Below are 16,067 nucleotides of genomic sequence, written 5' to 3' on the forward strand. Positions count from 1 at the left end.
GAAATCGCCGTCGAAGAGGCGCTTCGCCTCAAGGAAGCCGGCAAGGCATCGGAAGTCGTGGTCGTCTCGATCGGCCCGGCCAAGGCCGAAGAAACGCTCCGCACCGCACTCGCCATGGGCGCCGACCGTGCCGTTTTGGTCGAGACCGATGACGCCGTCGAGCCGCTCGCCGTCGCCAAGCTGCTGAAGGGCGTCATCGACGCCGAACAGCCCGGTCTGGTGATCACCGGCAAGCAGGCGATCGACGACGATTCGAACCAGACCGGCCAGATGCTGTCCGCGCTGCTCGGCTGGGCACAGGGCACCTTCGCCTCGAAGGTCGAGATCGGCGACGGCAAGGCATCCGTCACCCGCGAAGTCGACGGTGGCCTGCAAACCATCGAGGTCAATCTGCCGGCGGTCATCACCACCGACCTGCGCCTCAACGAGCCGCGCTACGCTTCGCTGCCGAACATCATGAAGGCGAAGAAGAAGCCGCTCGACAAGAAGACGCCCGCCGACTTCGGCGTCGACACCACGGCGCGCCTGAAGGTGCTGAAGACCGAAGAACCGAGCGGCCGCAAGGCAGGCATCAAGGTCAAGTCGGTCGCCGAGCTGGTCGACAAGCTGAAGAACGAAGCCGGCGTGCTGTAATCGGACCGGGATAGGAGACATAGAAACATGGCCATTCTTCTTCTGGCAGAACACGACAACGCAACCCTGTCCGACCAGACCGCCAAGGCGCTGACGGCGGCCGCAAAGATCGGCGGCGATGTTCATGTGCTGGTCGCCGGTGCCGGTGCCAAGGCTGCGGCCGATGCCGCCGCCAAGCTCTCGGGCGTATCCAAGGTGCTGCTCGCCGACGATGCGAGCCTTGCCAACAACCTCGCAGAACCGCTCGCCGCCCTGATCGTCTCGTTGGCCGGCGCTTACGATACCATCATCGCGCCCGCCACCTCCTCGGCCAAGAACGTCATGCCGCGCGTCGCCGCCCTGCTCGACGTCATGCAGGTGTCGGAAATCGTCGAGGTCGTCTCGGCCGATACCTTCAAGCGTCCGATCTATGCCGGCAACGCCATCCAGACCGTGCAGTCAAGCGACGCCACGAAGGTGATCACCGTACGGACCGCCTCGTTCGCGGCTGCCGGCGAAGGCGGCTCGGCTGCCGTCGAGACCGTTGGCGCTGCTGCCAATCCGGGCGTCTCGTCCTTCGTCAACGACGCGCTGTCGAGCTCCGACCGTCCGGAACTGACCTCGGCCAAGATCATCATCTCGGGCGGCCGTGCGCTCGGCTCCGCCGAGAAGTTCAAGGAAGTCATCCTGCCGGTGGCCGACAAGCTCGGTGCCGCCGTCGGCGCATCGCGCGCTGCAGTCGACGCCGGCTACGCGCCGAACGACTGGCAGGTCGGCCAGACCGGCAAGGTGGTTGCGCCGCAGCTCTACATCGCCTGCGGCATCTCCGGCGCCATTCAGCACCTCGCCGGCATGAAGGATTCGAAGGTCATCGTCGCGATCAACAAGGACGAAGAGGCACCGATCTTCCAGGTCGCCGACTACGGCCTGGTCGCCGACCTCTTCGAAGCCCTGCCGGAACTGGTTCGCGTTCTTTCACGTACCCTCGGTAACGTTTGCCCAACATCGCAATCCATAATTGCTTCAGCGAATAGGACATGACATGTCGTGAAACAGCTGATTCACGATTGCGCTGCCCGCTCTTGGCGAAAAGAACTGGCGGCGATTGCAGAACTTGTCAAAACCCGTGCAAAGGAAGCCATCGTCCGGTTTTCAACCGCTATCGGGAAATGTCTACGAGTAGGCGGCTAAGACCGCGCTGATGCTAAAGCAAGCGGGTATTCGGTGTCACGTTAATGCAGATACTTTTGGTGTTTGCTCGGGAGCCGCTGATCGAGGAAACACAGACATGAAAATGCCTTGGCAAATCAGTATCGATCACGCCAAACATCTGGAGACGGAGCATAGTTCACCCGCTCAACCAGCCGTTGGAACGGGTCCGAAATCCGATGTCAGAAGATCTTCCTCGAAGTGGGGCATCCTTTGCTGGCTTCACCGCCTATTTCTGAGAACTTGATCCAGCAACGCAAGGCCGGCTGGGTTTCCAAAAGCGTGAGCGACTAGTCTGATGTTGGACGCGACACCGTGCTCCTTGCAGCAGGCACCTCGTGATAAGATATAGGGGATGCCGTCCCACACGAGGCGGATGATCTCGTTCATCATCTCCTGCAACCCGAGAATGTAGATGCAGTTCGAGGGCAATTCGCTCAGACATCGCGTTTGTGATCAACTATGGACCGTGCTTTTGATCCGAGTCCCGGAGATGCCCCAATCCACCGCTTCACCATTGCTCGGCGGCAATCCAGTCACAAAACGCTGAGATAATCTTCACCCTCTTATGGGCTTTGGGAACAACAAGATAGAATCCGGGAACATCTTTCTTGTCCATCGTACCGAGGAGATCGACACCCAGCGGCGCGACGAGCGTGCCCGCCTTGATATCGGCTAGCGCATCGAGCTTCGATACGAGCCCGACGCCGATGCCGGAAATCGCACCCCTGCGCATCGTCGCGGCATCCTGGAATTCGATCTCGCCGGCCATTTCCAGCGAAGGCAGGCCGAGATGCGCCAGAACCTTGCGCCAGAGATCGCGCGCCATGACGGGATGGAGAAGGGTCATGCGACCGAGGTCGGTGGGCGAAAAGATCTGCTTGGCCAGCTCCGGCGAACAGCAGATGATTTTGGGGTCGTGCATCAGCAGCTTGACGTCATATTCCTTCCAGTTGCCGAACCCCCACTGGATGGAGACATCCACCTCATCGGCCGCGAAGTCCCGGACATTCACCATCGTCGTCAGGCGAATGTCGGCACCGGGCATGAGCTGTCGAAAGCGCTCGAGCCGCTCCATCAGATAACGCGTGGCGAAATACGGGCTGACATTGATGTTGATGCGGTTCCGGTAGGTCGAGTTGGTAACCCGGCGGATACCTTCGGTAAATTCATCGAACCCCGCCTGGATGAAATGCGAGAGGATGATGGCATGTTCCGTCGGCTCGATGACACGCGCTTTGCGCTCGAACAACGGGACGTGCAACGTATCCTCCAGCAGCTTGATCTGCTGGCTGATCGCCTGTGGCGTGACGAGGAGTTCGTCCGCCGCGCTGCGGAACGATCCCTGACGCATGACGGCCCAGAATGCGCGCAGCGCATTGAGAGGGGGAAGCCGCGTATGTTGTCCAGCCAAGTCACCCTCCGGCAGGCGATGGAAATTGCAGACCGGCCCTGCCCGTGGGTGGGCCGACTGCGGTTATATCACAGCTTTTTCGAGGAAAGGGCGATTCTCCAGAACCCGCTCGTAGCCGACTTCCGTCAAGTCCAATGTGCGATATTCGCCGTAGATGATCAGCTCGGATACGCCCCGTCCCGTTGCGGGTCCCTGCTGCAGGCCATGCCCGGAAAAGCCGTTGGCGAAAATGAAATTGCGCACTGTCGGATGGCGGCCGACAATCAGATTGTGGTCGAGGACATTGAAGTCGTAGTGACCCGCCCACTGGTTTACCACCTTGATCGCCTCGAACTGGGGCGAGCGTTCGGCAAGCGCCGGCCAGATGATCTCTTCGAACTCTTCGTAACGCGGTTCGAAATCGTCCCAATCGGCGGCCGGATCCTCGACGGGCGGGCAACCCGTCAGAAAGAACCGTCCTTCCGGTCTGCAGAACACGCCGGATGGATCGATCATCAGCGGAAGCCGGCCCTGATTCACCCTGGCGGTGCCCTCGGGCGTGTCGGCACAGTCGAAGACGAACAGGGTCCGTTTGCGGGGCTCCACCGGAATATCGAGACCGGCCATTCGGGCGGTGAGCGCAGCGCGAGGCCCGGATGCGTTGACAATCGTGCCGGCCTTGACGACGGCGCCGGACTTCAACGTCACCGACGTTACAATGTCCGCATCGCGGCCGATCGCCACGGCTTCATCCGTGACGTACTCGACGCCAAGCGAGCGGGCCTTGTTCTTGAAACCGTACATCAGGCCGGTATTGTTGAACCAGCCTTCACCTGAGCGACCATAGGAAGCCAGTTCAATATCCGCCACGTTAAGATGCGGGAAGGCGTTCGCCAGTTCGTCGCGGTTCCAGAGGACGACATCCGCCCCGCAAGAAATCTGCGCCTCGTGGTTTTCCTTCAGGATCTGGACCTGTTCAGGCGTATTGGCGAGGAAAAGATAGCCCCCCGAATGAAAGGCGAGATCCGGCTTGTCGTCGCCAACCTGCATCATGTCGCCGAAATTGCGAATGACCTCGGAGCCATACTGGCTGATCTTCACATTGATCGGGTTGGAGAACTGCGTGCGGATCGACGATGACGACAGCGATGTCGCCGCCTTCAGGTAAGTCGGGTCGCGTTCGATGACGAGCACCGAGCCATCGAAGTCCGGATTGGCTGCGAGATAATAGGCGACCGCGGAACCGATGACCGCGCCGCCGACGATAACGACGTCATACTGGTCTTTCATTTCGATGCCTCGTCATTGGGATGGCCGATATCGACGAACCAGCCGCCGAGGAAAACGCTGGACGGCGCCTTGGGATCGGCAGCCGGCTTTTCCGCCTCGACCTTGGCACGGAAACCTTCTGTGTTGTCCTGCGGCAGATAGCCGAGATTGCCGGCTCTGGAATTGTCGACCGGCTTCACAGCATTGTCGGAGAGCCCGAAGCTGATGGTGTGGCCGACATGCGGCGCCGTCAGGCTGGCGGTGACGAGGCGAACGCAATCGTCAAAGGACAGCCAGGACCATAGCATGCGGCGATCGGCCGGTTCGGGGAAGGAGGAAAAGATGCGCAGGCAAACGCTTTCCAGCCCGAACTTGTCCCAATAAAAGCGACTCAATGCCTCCACGAAGCATTTGGACACGCCATAGAGGCTGTCGGGTCGCACCGGCGCATTGGTATCGATATGGGCGTCCAGCGTGTGATAACCGATCGCATGCACCGAGGACGCATAGACAACGCGCTTGACGCCATGTTTCCGGGCGGCCTCGTAGATATGGTAGCTGCCGCGGATATTGGCATCGAGGACCTCTTCCCAAGGGCGTTCCAGCGGCACGCCGCCGAAATGCACGATGGCATCCACGCCCTCGACCGCCTTCATCACGGCGGCTTCGTCGGCGAGATCGAAGATCATCGCCTCCTCGTTCGGCTGACGATTCTTAATCTCACCGATATCGGCAAGCCGCAGCAGGTCGGCCAGCGGCGCAAGACCACGACGCAGTTCCGTGCCAAGACGACCGGCTGCGCCGGTGATCAGAATGGTGTTGTAGGGTTTTGACATTCTTCTTCCAATCAGAATTCAAGTTTGGAAACGGCCGTGCCGATCCGTTTCACCGCCTCGGCCAGAACCTCATCGGAGGTCGCGGTGGATATGCGGAAGAACGGCGACAGGCCGTAAGCCGTGCCCGGAACCGCCGCCACATGCCCTTCGTCGAGAAGGTATTTCGCAACCGCGACATCGTCCTGCAGCGTCTCGCCGGCCTGCGTCTTCGCGCCGATCAGTGCGGCGCAACCGATATAGGCGTAAAAGGCACCCTCTGGAGGATCGAGGCTCAGCGCACTGATCTTCGCAATGCCCTCGACCACGAGATCACGACGGCGCTCGAACGCCGCGCAAAATTCCGCGACACAATCCTGCGGCCCTTCCAGCGCCGCCTTGGCCGCGATCTGCGCCGGGGCGGAGACGGAGGTGCAAGACTGACTCTGGATCGTCGCCATCGCCTTGATCAGGCCTTTCGGGCCGGCGGAGTAACCAACGCGCCAGCCGGTCATGGCATAGGCTTTGGACATCCCGTTGACGATCAGCGAACGATCGCGCAGTTCCGGGCAGGCCGCACCGAAGGAGACGAACGCACGTCCATTGAAGATGATGTGCTCGTAGATCTCGTCCGACAGGATCATCACTTTCGGATACCTCGCGAGCACCGCACCGAGCGCTTTCAATTGCGCCTCGGTGTAGACCGCGCCTGAGGGATTGCCGGGCATATTGAGAAACAGCCAGCGGGTCTTTTCCGTCAGCACGGCTCCCAGCACCTCCGGCGTCAGGCGAAAGCCGCTTTCAGCCGGGCAAGCCGGCGTCACCGGCACGCCGCCGAAAAGCTTCACCATTTCGGGATAGGAGACGAAATAAGGCGCAGGCAGGATTGCCTCGTCGCCCTCCTCCAGTGTTGCCATCAGCGCGTTGAAGATGATCTGCTTGGCGCCATTGGCCACCGCGATCTCGTCAATGACGTAGTCCAGGCCGTTCTCGCGTTTGAGCTTGGAAACGATCGCCTTGCGCAAGTCCACCGTGCCGAGCGACGCAGTATAGAGCATACGCTCCTTGCGCGCGGCCTCGAAGGCAGCCTCGGTGATATGGGCGGGCGCCGGGAAATCGGGCTCGCCAAGACCGAGGTCGATCACATCCACGCCGGTTGCAGCCAAGTCCTTTGCCGCTTGCGAGACGGCCATGGAGGCTGACGGTTTGACGGCGGAAAGCCGACTGGCGATGTGGCTCATGGCTTCTTCTCCGTCACATATCCCTTGGACAGGTCTTCGGCCCTGGCTTCGTCCGAGCGCTCCGCTGGGTTCCCGAAGCCGCCGCCGCCCGGCAGTTCCAGCACCAGTCGGCGGCCCGCCGGCACATGCTGCCAGCCCTTCGGCCGCAGTTTCGTTCCGTCATCCAGTTTCGCCGAACCGGCTGCGCCGTCTTCGCCGCCGTCACGGCCGCGCGGCGGAGTCGCGGTGCGGTCGAACATCGCGGAAAAATCGAACTCATGGCCTTCGGCGGGCGCAATCTCGATGATCTGGCCGAGGCCGCCGCGATATTTCCCGGCACCACCGGAATCGGGCCGCAGTTCCTTGCGCCAGACGACGATCGGACCGGTATGCTCGGTGGCCTCGATCGGCATGGTATGGACACCCGAAGGGAAGGCCGTCGAAGACAGGCCGTCGATACCGGGGCGCGCGCCCATGCCGCCGGAATTGAACATCAGCACCTCGGCGCGCCGACCCGAAGTGCCGGCAATCGGGCGTGCGGAAATATGGATGTTCCAGAGGGCGGCAGCGCCTTCTGCAAGGATCTCGCCGGGCAACGCCTTGGCAAGCGCCCCAAGCACCAGATCCGGCACCATATGGCCGATCACATGGCGCACCGAGACCGGCGCCGGCCGTTCGGCATTGAGGATGTTGACCGGCGAGGAGACTTTGAAGACGGCGAGAGAGGCCGCATTGTTTGGAATATCCGGCGCCACAACGCATTTCAGGGCGTAACAGGCATAGGCCTTTGTGTAGATCAACGGGACATTGATGCCCCAGCGGCTCATTGCATCCGTGCCGGCAAAATCGACATTGACACCGGTGTCGGTGATCGAAACCTCGGCCGCCAGCCTGATCGGCACATCGTAGCCGTCTGTCAGCATCTCGTTCGTCCATGCGCCCTTCGGCAAACCGGCGATGCGTTCCATCGTGGCCGCATGGGTGCGCGAGAGGATGAACTCGCCGAGTGTATCCAGATTGCGGTAGCCGACCTCGTTCAGCATCTCGATCAGACGCTTGTGACCCACATCGTTGCAGGCAGCGAGCGAATAGAAGTCACCAATCACCTGGTTTGGCTCGCGCACATTGAGGCGCAGGATCTTTAGCAAATCCTTGTTCACCACGCCGCGCTCGGCGAACTTCATGATCGGGATCTGGATGCCTTCCTCATAGACGGACTTGCCATCCGCCCCGAAGCCGCGTCCACCGACGTCGACCACATGCGCCGTGCAGGCGAAGAAGCCGATCAGTTCTTCGCCATTGAAGGACGGCGAGACCATGGTGATATCGTGCAGATGGCCGGTGCCCTTCCACGGATCGTTGGTGACATAGGTATCACCCGGATACATCTCCTCGCGCGGTATCTCATTGATGAAATGCAGCACCGCCTCGGCCATGGTGTTGACGTGGCCGGGCGTCCCGGTAACGGCCTGCGCCAGCATCTCGCCCTTGGCACTGTAGACGCCGGCCGAAAGGTCGCCGGCCTCGCGAACGGAGGTGGAAAACGCGGTGCGCAGCAACGTCAGCGCCTGTTCTTCGACGACCGAGATCAGGCGGTTCCACATGACCTGCATGCGAATTTCATTGATATCGCTCATGATCAGAGACCCTTGCGCACGAGAAGAATGGTGCCGTCGATCTGGATGACGGCATCGAATGGCGACGTGACGATGGTGGAGGTTTCCCGCTCGACGATGACGGCAGGTCCCGTCACGCGCGCACCCGGCGACAGCGTATCGCGCGGCACGATCGCGGTTTCCAGCGTCTTGCCGGAGGCGGGGTCGAAGACCGCCCGCGTGACAGGCACGGGTACCGCGCTACCATCCGTTTGAAGGGTGAAGCGCTCACCCTCGGGACGAACGTCCTGGGCCTTGACCGACCAGGTGACGAACTCGATTTCCGGGCCCTCGACCGCGCGGCCGAAGAACTGGGCGTAACGCTCCTTGAAAGTGGCTTCAATCATGGCGGTGTCCGCCGCGGTGAAAGCGCGGTCCGGCAATGTTACCGGGATTTCCCACCCTTGACCGGCATAGCGCATAAAAGCTGTGATCTCGCGGATGATCGCGCCGTCCGTACCGACCCGGACGAAACCTTCGGCAGTCTTCTTCAGACCGTCGAGCATGGCGTTGACCGCATCGGCATCGAAGCTGGAGAGGCGCATGATCTTGGAGGCAAGCGCCTCATAGCCGAACGGGGCCTTCAGGAAGCCGATGGCCGAACCAACGCCCGCCCCTTGCGGAATAAGGCATTGATCGAGGTTCAGCTTCTCGCACAGCCGTGCAGCATGCAGAGGTGCGGCGCCGCCGAATGCGATCATGATGTTGTCGGAGATGTTCTTTCCGTTTTCGACAGCGTGAACGCGGGCCGCATTGGCCATGTTCTCATCGACAACCTCGACGATGCCGAAGGCGGCCGCTTCGGTCGCAAGCTTCAGCCTGTCGCCGACATCCCGCGTAATTGCCGCGCTTGCATTCTGAACGGAAAGCTTGATCTTTCCGCCGGCAAAATTATCGGGATCGAGCTTGCCGAGCACGAGATCCGCATCGGTAATGGCCGGCCGCTCGCCGCCGCGCTGGTAGCAGGCAGGTCCCGGCTCGGAGGCTGCCGATTCCGGGCCGGCCTGAATACGGCCCATGGCATCGACCCAGGCGATCGATCCGCCGCCCGCGCCGATCTCGATCATCTCGATCACCGGAATGGAGATCGGCATGCCCGACCCCTTGCAGAACCGGTAGGTGCGGGCGACTTCAAACGTGCGCGCTGTCTGCGGCTGGTAATCCTCGATCAGGCAGATCTTCGCCGTGGTGCCGCCCATGTCGTAGGAGACGACGCGGTTGAGGCTGAAGCGGCGGGCGATATCAGCGGCGAAGATCGCCCCGCCCGCAGGACCGGATTCGACCAAACGAACCGGGAATTCCGATGCCGTCTCCACCGAGATCAGCCCACCGCCCGAATGGATCATGAAGACCGGGCATTGCGCGCCCATTTTCTTCAACCGCACTTGCAGGCGCGATAGATAGTCAGCCATTTGCGGGCGTACATAGGCATTGGCGCAGACCGTATTGAAACGTTCGAACTCGCGCATCTGCGGCGAGACTTCCGAGGAAATGGAGATCGGAATCGACAGTTTCTTCGACAGGATTTCGCGGGCGCGCTCCTCATGCGCCGGGTTCATGTAGGAGTGGATGAAACCGATGGCCACCGCCCCGAAGCCACGCTCCGCAATGACATCCGCCAAGGCTTCGAGTGCGGCTTCGTCAAGCGCCTGCAACTCCCTGCCCTGCGCATCAATGCGACCCTTGACCGGGAAACGGTCCTCGCGCGGGATCAGCGGCTTCGGCAAAACGAGGCTCAGATCATATTGCTCGAAACGGTTCTCCGTGCGCATTTCGATGACGTCGCGGAAGCCTTCCGTGGTAATGAGCGCTGTGCGGGCGCCTCGGCGCTCGATCAGCGCGTTGGTTGCAAGCGTCGTTCCATGGATAACGATGTCGATGTCGCCAGGCGCAATGCCCGCATCCTTGATGACGATATCGATGCCATCGAGGATTGCCTGTTCCGGCGCCGAATAATTGGTCAGAACCTTTGTCGAGAAGAGCTTTCCACTGATATCGAGCGCGATATCGGTAAAGGTCCCGCCGATATCGGCACCAAGGCGGATGTCTTGACCCTGCGTCATGCGGTTTCCTTTGCAGATAGAGCAACCTTGCGCATCTGGCTCAGTGTTTGGCGAGGCGTCAACGCCTCAGGTGAAATGTCGAGATCGAGAAGCGCGCCGGTTTTCGATGCTCTGGCGCGCTCGAACGCGGCCGCGAAATCGTTCGTCGATGCTACCCGCTCGGCATGGAAACCGTAGGCTTTCGCTAGCGTCACGAAATCCGGGTTGATCATCGTCGTGCCGGAAACCCGTTCCGGGTAATGCCGCTCCTGATGGGCGCGGATGGTGCCGTAGATGCCGTTGTTGAGCAGCAGGATGATCGGTTGCGCCCCATGCTGGAGGGCGGTCGCCAGTTCCTGACAATTCATCTGGAAATCGCCGTCCCCGGCAAAGCAGACGACGGTGCGCTCTGGATGTGCCACTTTCGCAGCAACGGCCGCCGGAACGCCGTAGCCCATCGCACCGGATTGTGGGGCGAGCAGGCGCGCTTTTGGTCCGAACTTGAAGAACTTGTTGGGCCATACGGTGAAGTTGCCGGCGCCGTTGGTCAGGATCACATCTTCCGGCAGGATGCCGTTCAAGAGAGCCGAAACCTTACCCATGTCGACCGGGGACGGCAGGTCGGGAAGGACAAAACCCTTTTCATAGGCCGTTCGCCCCTTGGCCCGCCATTCCGCCCAGGCACCCTTGACGGGTTCAAGGGCGCCAAGTGCCTCTGCAAAGGCGTTCGGACCGGCGTGAATTCCGAGTGCGGGCCGATAGACCTTGCCTATTTCCAGATCAGAACCGTGAACGTGAATGATCTGCTGGCGGGGCTGCGGCATGTCGAACAGCGTGTAACCGTCGGTCGAATTTTCCCCGAAGCGGTTGTTGACCGCCAGAACGACATCGGCCTCGCGCAGCAGTTCCTTGACCGAAGCGACCATGCCGACCCCCGCTTCACCGCAGAAGGTGGGAGAAGCGTTGTCGTACTGATCCTGATAACGAAACACGGACACGACCGGAATGTCGGACGCCTCGGCAAAACGCTGAATGGCCGCCGTCGAACCGTCCGTCCAGTTGCAGCCACCGTAGAGAATAACGGGACGCTTTGCTCCTACCAGCATTCCACGCAGGCGTTGCATGGCCGACGCCGACGGCGCGGGCTCAGCGATCTCGACCGGAGCGGACAGCGGCGCTGCGTTCGTCATAGACGTCAGCATGTCCTCGGGAAGAGCGATAACGATAGGGCCCGGACGGCCGGAAAGCGCCAACGTCCAGGCACGCGAGAGAATTTCCGGGATGCGCTCGACCTGATCGATCTCGCCCGCCCACTTGGCCATCGTACCGAACACGGCCTTGTAGTCCACTTCCTGGAAGGCTTCCCGCCCCTTCATGTCGGTTCCGACCTGGCCGACGAAAAGAATCATCGGTGCAGAATCCTGCATGGCTGTGTGTACGCCGATGGAGGCGTTGGTCGCACCAGGACCCCGGGTAACGAAACAGATGCCTGGCTGACCGGTCAGCTTGCCGTAGGCCGCCGCCATGAACGCGGCACCGCCTTCGTTGCGGCATAGAACATAGTCGAGGCGTCCTCCGGTGTCGTACAGCGCATCGAGCACCGCGAGATAGCTTTCGCCCGGCACGCCGAAGCTCTTCGTCGCTCCCAGCGCCAAGAGGCAATCGACGAGCAGCTGCCCTCCATTACGTTCCATATCCATGTTCCTGTCGTTCGATGGTATGAGATTGAAAACCGGATGCCGATAGCAGCGAGAGGACCTGCAAACCCAGATGCCGGAAAGGCGGCTTTCCCGAAGAGAGACGGTGGACGAAAACCCCGCTGCTCCGGACCTCGTCAGCAAGAGCGCGCGCAAAGCCGTCGATCGCACCTGCGGCGGCCCGCTCGATCGCACTTTTCGCGTCCGCATCGTCAAGGGAGAGCATCACGAAGGCCCCGCGGCCCCGTTCGATCATCGAAGGCAGGATGGCACGGGTGACATGCAGCGTAGCCGACAGGTTCACTTCGAGAGCCATATCGATATCGGCTTCGGCCAGTCCCAGAAATCTGGTCTCCTCGGGCCAGCGGAGCGCTGCATGGATAAGGACATCTGGTTCCAGCCCTTCCGCAACGGCGCGCACATATTCGCGATCCGTCAAATCCATCGCCAGAGGCACGATTCCGTGTTCGCCGCGCATCTCATCGAGCGCAATGCGATCACGACCAAGCGCGTGCACTTCCCAGCCTTCTTTTGCAAGCATCGTGGCGATCGCGCGTCCGGGAGCTCGCGTCGCCCCCGTGATAAGTGCTTTCGTCATTGCACGATCCCCATGAGGCACGTGGGAGCATGCACGCGGAAGCCATCGGCTTAAACGAAGAAATTGACACGCTTAGACAAGTTCTTCTTGTCCCGGCTGGCTATCCGAAGCGCCTCTCCGAAAGCCAGCCTCGGTCGAGGGCCCGTGTGGCGGCTATCGAGAATGCGAGCGCAAAGGAATGTGAACTTGCTCTTGATAGGATTCGAACCATAAACCCGTCCCTCAAGTTTACTAAGCGATTGAAACTGCGATCATTTGGTGCACGCAGGTAGTTGGCGCGGAATAAGCATAATTATGGAACCGTGCCGCGCTGATTTCCCCTGCCCTTATGGGTTTCTGGCGTATTTGTAGACGGTGTTGCGTGAGACGCCGAGCGTCCGTGCCGTTAGGCTGATGTTGTTTCCGTTGCTGCGCAGCATCTCGGTGACTTCCCGACCGATCTTGGTGCGCAGGGAATGGGTCTGGCGGCCGACGCCTGCTCCTGGGTGGCCGAGCAAATCGAGAACATCGGAAGATGCAATCCTGTTTCCGTCTGCGGCCATCACCAGTTGCAGCAGGGCGGAGCGCAGTTCACGCATGTTTCCGCGCCAGTCGAATGCCGCCATCAGCGTCGCAGCGGCGGGATCGATCTGCGTGCCGGGCGAAATCTCCGCCAGCATGCTGTCGAGCACAGTGCCGAAATCGGTTCGGTCGCGCAGCGCCGGCAGTTCCAGACGAATGACGCCAAGGCGATAGAACAGATCCTCACGAAAGCGCTTGGTGGCGATCGCCTCCTCAAGGTCGACATTGGTGGCAGCGACGATCTGCGTATCGACCTTGCGCACCTGATGGCCGCCGACCGGGCGGACTTCGGAACTGTCGAGGAAGCGCAACAGCGCGACCTGGCTTGATAGCGGCATGTCGCCGATCTCGTCGAGGAAAAGTGTGCCACGATCGGCGGCGACGGCCAGCCCCTCGGCGCCCGTGCGCTGGGCTCCGGTGAAGGCGCCGCCGACATAGCCGAAGAGTTCGGCCTCCAGCAGATGCTCGGGCAGCGCGCCGCAGTTGACGGCGATGAAGCTCCCCTGCCGCCCGCTTGCCCTGTGGATATGGCGTGCTAGCATTTCCTTGCCGGTACCGCTTTCGCCACAGATCAGGAAAGGTGGCTTGAAGCGGACGGCGCGGGCTATCTTGTCCAGTTGCTGGCGCACGACGGCGTCGTTGGCGACGAAGTCGGGCTTCGTCGAGGGCAGCAGACCACCGCTGGCCGTGTTGGCGCTGACTGTTTTTCCGGCCTGGGGCAAGCGCCTCTCGAAACTGTGACGATTGCGCCAGTGGACGGCGTAACGGCTGCCGAAACCATCGCGCAGCGTCGGCTGCCGGCTGTTCGACATCTCCGCCAGAGCCAGATCGAACGGAGTGTCGAAGATGGCGTTGAATTCCGTGCCGGGGCGCAGCGGGATACCGCGCAGGATCTCCCGTGCACGTTTGTTGACCGCCACCAGCCGTCCATTGGCATCGAACGAGACAAGCCCCCCGCTGACCGAATTCAGCAGTTCCCAGCGGGAATGAAACAGCACGACGATGTGCTTTTCCTGCTGGGCGAGAAACAGCGAGTTTTCGATATGAGTGGCGGCCATACGCATCAGCGCCAGGGTATGGCTGTGGCGTGCGCTGCAGTCGGACGAGGCGTCGAGCACGCCGGCAAGTTCACCGTCGGAATGCAGTATCGGCGCGGCAAAGCAGCTGACATCGGAATAGGCGGCAAAGAAGTGTTCCTCGCCATGAACGATCAGCGGCTGGCGACCGGCCGCGCAGGTTCCCAGAGCATTGGTGCCGCGCAGGCTTTCCTTCCACACAGCGCCCGGCACGATCCCGCGACCCGGCCTGCTGGACTGGAAGTCGCCATCGGCGATGGTATCGAGCACCGTTCCTTCGGCATTGCCGAAGGCGATCAGGAAATTGCTCCCGGCGATCTGCTGATAGAGCGAATGCATTTCGGCCACGGCGAAGCGATGGGTCAGTTCATCGCGCTCGCGCAACTGCTTGAGTTCCCGCGTGCCGATCTGGATCGGCGGCGGCGTCACCCGAGGATCGAGCCCGGATTCGATGCAGCGCTGCCAACTCTCGGCGATCTGCGGATTGACGAGATTGCCGTCGACCTGTCCACCCTGCATCAACGTGATCCTGAGCCTCTTCAGGCGCTCAGTCCGTGAAAGCATCTGTCTGTTCCCCCCGGACAGCGCCTCTCCTCAGGCTTTTCAAGGGTTTTGTCCCTTCTTGTCCGGGTCTTAGTGGACCAATTTTCGCTGCCGCTGGCAAGTGTTCATGATTTGAACACGTGAAGCCCTGCCGATGTTGTGGGCCTGAACATCATGCGCTGCCGCGAGCGCACCGCACCAAAACCTCATCTCTTTGATTTCACTTATCTCTTCCAGGTGAACAGGCAGTTGGCACGGCAACTGCAATGAGAAAGGCGGAATGACAATGCGCCGAGTGAGGAGGCTTTGGAATGAAGGCAGCAGTTCTGCACGAATATGACGAGAAGCTCGAGAAGAGCGAATTCGTAGTTTACGAGGATGTGCCCGATCCCCGTATCGAGGGGCCAAACGATGTGATCGTGCGGATCGGCGGGGCGGGCGTCTGCCGCACTGACCTGCACGTCATCGAAGGCCTGTGGCGCAACAATTCCGATGTCCATCTGCCCTATATCATGGGGCACGAAAACGCCGGATGGGTTGAGGAAGTCGGTCCGGGCGTCACGCATTTCAAGCCGGGCGACGCGGTGATCTGCCATCCGCTGGTCACGTCGGGCCATTGCCTCGCCTGCCGGCGCGGCAATGACATGCATGCCGAGGAAAGCTCCTTTCCCGGAATCAATACCAATGGCGGCTATGCCGAATATCTGCGGACCGGCGCACGCTCGCTGATCAAGCTGCCGAAGACGCTCGCACCGAAGGATGTGGCGCCCTACACCGATGCCGGCCTTACCGCCTACCGTGCCTGCAAGAAGGCCGCCCAGCACCTTCTGCCCGGACAATATGCCGTGGTGATCGGCGTCGGCGGCCTCGGTCATATCGGCGTCCAGGTGCTGAAATCGCTCTGTGCGGCGAAGGTCATCGCCGTCGACCGCTCGAAGGAAGCGCTTGAGCTTGCCGCCAAGTGCGGCGCCGACGAACTGGTGCTCGCCAATGGCGAACAGGTCGACAAGGTGCTCGCATTGACCGGCGGATGGGGCGCCGAGGCCGTCATCGATTTCGTCGGCGAAGGCAGTGCGATCCTGGAGGGGCTCGCCATGACCCGCAACGACGGCGCCTACTACATCGTCGGCTATGGAGGAAAGCTCGAGATCCCGACCATCGACATGATCACGTCGGAAAAACGGATCGTCGGCAATCTCGTCGGCACCTATCCCGAACTGGTCGAACTCATGGCGCTTGCCGATCAGGGCAAGGTCCACCTGGCAACGGCGGAATACCGGCTGGCCGATGCCAACCGCGCCCTGCTCGACCTTCACCACGGCAAGATTCACGGCCGCGCAGTGCTTATTCCTTGAGGAGGAGCCGGCTTTCGCCGGCAAG

At 61.2% G+C, this 16,067-nt stretch carries 11 protein-coding genes and 1 pseudogene; 3 read left to right on the forward strand and 9 right to left on the reverse strand.

The genetic code is table 11. The features are described 5' to 3' along the window. Nucleotides 1–633, forward strand: a 633-nt coding sequence (locus tag L867_RS0119660; protein WP_028737056.1) for an electron transfer flavoprotein subunit beta/FixA family protein, incomplete at its 5' end; no start/stop codon positions are given. Between the two features lie 27 nt (nucleotides 634–660). Then, a pseudogene (locus L867_RS25830) lies at nucleotides 661–1,587 on the forward strand (electron transfer flavoprotein subunit alpha/FixB family protein); the annotation flags it as partial. Between the two features lie 745 nt (nucleotides 1,588–2,332). Here the strand turns inward: L867_RS25830 and L867_RS0119670 are convergent. From L867_RS0119670 to L867_RS0119710, 9 genes are all read right to left on the reverse strand, one after another. Further along, nucleotides 2,333–3,235, reverse strand: a complete 903-nt coding sequence (locus tag L867_RS0119670; RefSeq protein ID WP_028738449.1) for a LysR substrate-binding domain-containing protein — start codon at nucleotides 3,233–3,235, stop codon at nucleotides 2,333–2,335. 63 nt (nucleotides 3,236–3,298) lie between these two features. Continuing rightward, complete coding sequence (locus L867_RS0119675; RefSeq protein ID WP_028738450.1) at nucleotides 3,299–4,504, reverse strand: NAD(P)/FAD-dependent oxidoreductase; 1,206 nt, start codon at nucleotides 4,502–4,504, stop codon at nucleotides 3,299–3,301. Next, nucleotides 4,501–5,319, reverse strand: coding sequence for an NAD-dependent epimerase/dehydratase family protein (locus L867_RS0119680; protein WP_028738451.1), 819 nt, complete (start codon nucleotides 5,317–5,319; stop codon nucleotides 4,501–4,503). Before L867_RS0119680 ends, L867_RS0119675 begins: the two co-directional genes overlap by 4 nt. Before the next feature lie 11 nt (nucleotides 5,320–5,330). Next, on the reverse strand, nucleotides 5,331–6,536 hold the full coding sequence (locus L867_RS0119685) for a pyridoxal phosphate-dependent aminotransferase (protein WP_028738452.1): 1,206 nt from the start codon (nucleotides 6,534–6,536) through the stop codon (nucleotides 5,331–5,333). Then, nucleotides 6,533–8,152, reverse strand: coding sequence for a hydantoinase B/oxoprolinase family protein (locus L867_RS0119690; protein ID WP_028738453.1), 1,620 nt, complete (start codon nucleotides 8,150–8,152; stop codon nucleotides 6,533–6,535). The genes L867_RS0119685 and L867_RS0119690 overlap by 4 nt, the downstream gene beginning before the upstream one ends. A 2-nt stretch (nucleotides 8,153–8,154) precedes the next feature. Beyond that, nucleotides 8,155–10,233, reverse strand: a complete 2,079-nt coding sequence (locus tag L867_RS0119695; protein ID WP_028738454.1) for a hydantoinase/oxoprolinase family protein — start codon at nucleotides 10,231–10,233, stop codon at nucleotides 8,155–8,157. Continuing rightward, nucleotides 10,230–11,906 (reverse strand): thiamine pyrophosphate-dependent enzyme, encoded by a 1,677-nt coding sequence (locus L867_RS0119700; RefSeq protein WP_028738455.1) that lies wholly within the window; start codon nucleotides 11,904–11,906, stop codon nucleotides 10,230–10,232. The genes L867_RS0119695 and L867_RS0119700 overlap by 4 nt, the downstream gene beginning before the upstream one ends. Further along, nucleotides 11,896–12,507 carry an SDR family oxidoreductase gene (locus L867_RS26585; protein WP_084638653.1) on the reverse strand — a complete coding sequence of 204 codons (612 nt, stop codon included), beginning with the start codon at nucleotides 12,505–12,507 and terminating at the stop codon, nucleotides 11,896–11,898. The genes L867_RS0119700 and L867_RS26585 overlap by 11 nt, the downstream gene beginning before the upstream one ends. Before the next feature lie 326 nt (nucleotides 12,508–12,833). Next, nucleotides 12,834–14,708 (reverse strand): sigma-54-dependent Fis family transcriptional regulator, encoded by a 1,875-nt coding sequence (locus L867_RS0119710; protein ID WP_028738456.1) that lies wholly within the window; start codon nucleotides 14,706–14,708, stop codon nucleotides 12,834–12,836. 290 nt (nucleotides 14,709–14,998) lie between these two features. Between L867_RS0119710 and L867_RS0119715 the strand changes: the two genes are divergently transcribed. Continuing rightward, a complete protein-coding gene (locus tag L867_RS0119715) occupies nucleotides 14,999–16,042 on the forward strand; it encodes an NAD(P)-dependent alcohol dehydrogenase (protein WP_028738457.1) in 1,044 nt (347 codons plus the stop codon). Nucleotides 16,043–16,067 lie beyond the last annotated feature (25 nt).

This window comes from Paenirhizobium selenitireducens ATCC BAA-1503 (genome assembly GCF_000518785.1).
Classification (GTDB): Bacteria; Pseudomonadota; Alphaproteobacteria; order Rhizobiales; family Rhizobiaceae; genus Allorhizobium; species Allorhizobium selenitireducens.

Excerpts from the sequence above, each read along its gene's own strand:
- L867_RS0119675 (WP_028738450.1), bottom strand. The coding sequence starts at position 4,504 with ATGAAAGACCAGTATGACGTCGTTATCGTCGGCGGCGCGGTCATCGGT.
- L867_RS0119680 (WP_028738451.1), bottom strand. The coding sequence starts at position 5,319 with ATGTCAAAACCCTACAACACCATTCTGATCACCGGCGCAGCCGGTCGT.
- L867_RS0119685 (WP_028738452.1), bottom strand. The coding sequence starts at position 6,536 with ATGAGCCACATCGCCAGTCGGCTTTCCGCCGTCAAACCGTCAGCCTCC.
- L867_RS0119690 (WP_028738453.1), bottom strand. The coding sequence starts at position 8,152 with ATGAGCGATATCAATGAAATTCGCATGCAGGTCATGTGGAACCGCCTG.
- L867_RS0119695 (WP_028738454.1), bottom strand. The coding sequence starts at position 10,233 with ATGACGCAGGGTCAAGACATCCGCCTTGGTGCCGATATCGGCGGGACC.
- L867_RS0119700 (WP_028738455.1), bottom strand. The coding sequence starts at position 11,906 with ATGGAACGTAATGGAGGGCAGCTGCTCGTCGATTGCCTCTTGGCGCTG.
- L867_RS26585 (WP_084638653.1), bottom strand. The coding sequence starts at position 12,507 with ATGACGAAAGCACTTATCACGGGGGCGACGCGAGCTCCCGGACGCGCG.
- L867_RS0119710 (WP_028738456.1), bottom strand. The coding sequence starts at position 14,708 with ATGCTTTCACGGACTGAGCGCCTGAAGAGGCTCAGGATCACGTTGATG.
- L867_RS0119715 (WP_028738457.1), top strand. The coding sequence starts at position 14,999 with ATGAAGGCAGCAGTTCTGCACGAATATGACGAGAAGCTCGAGAAGAGC.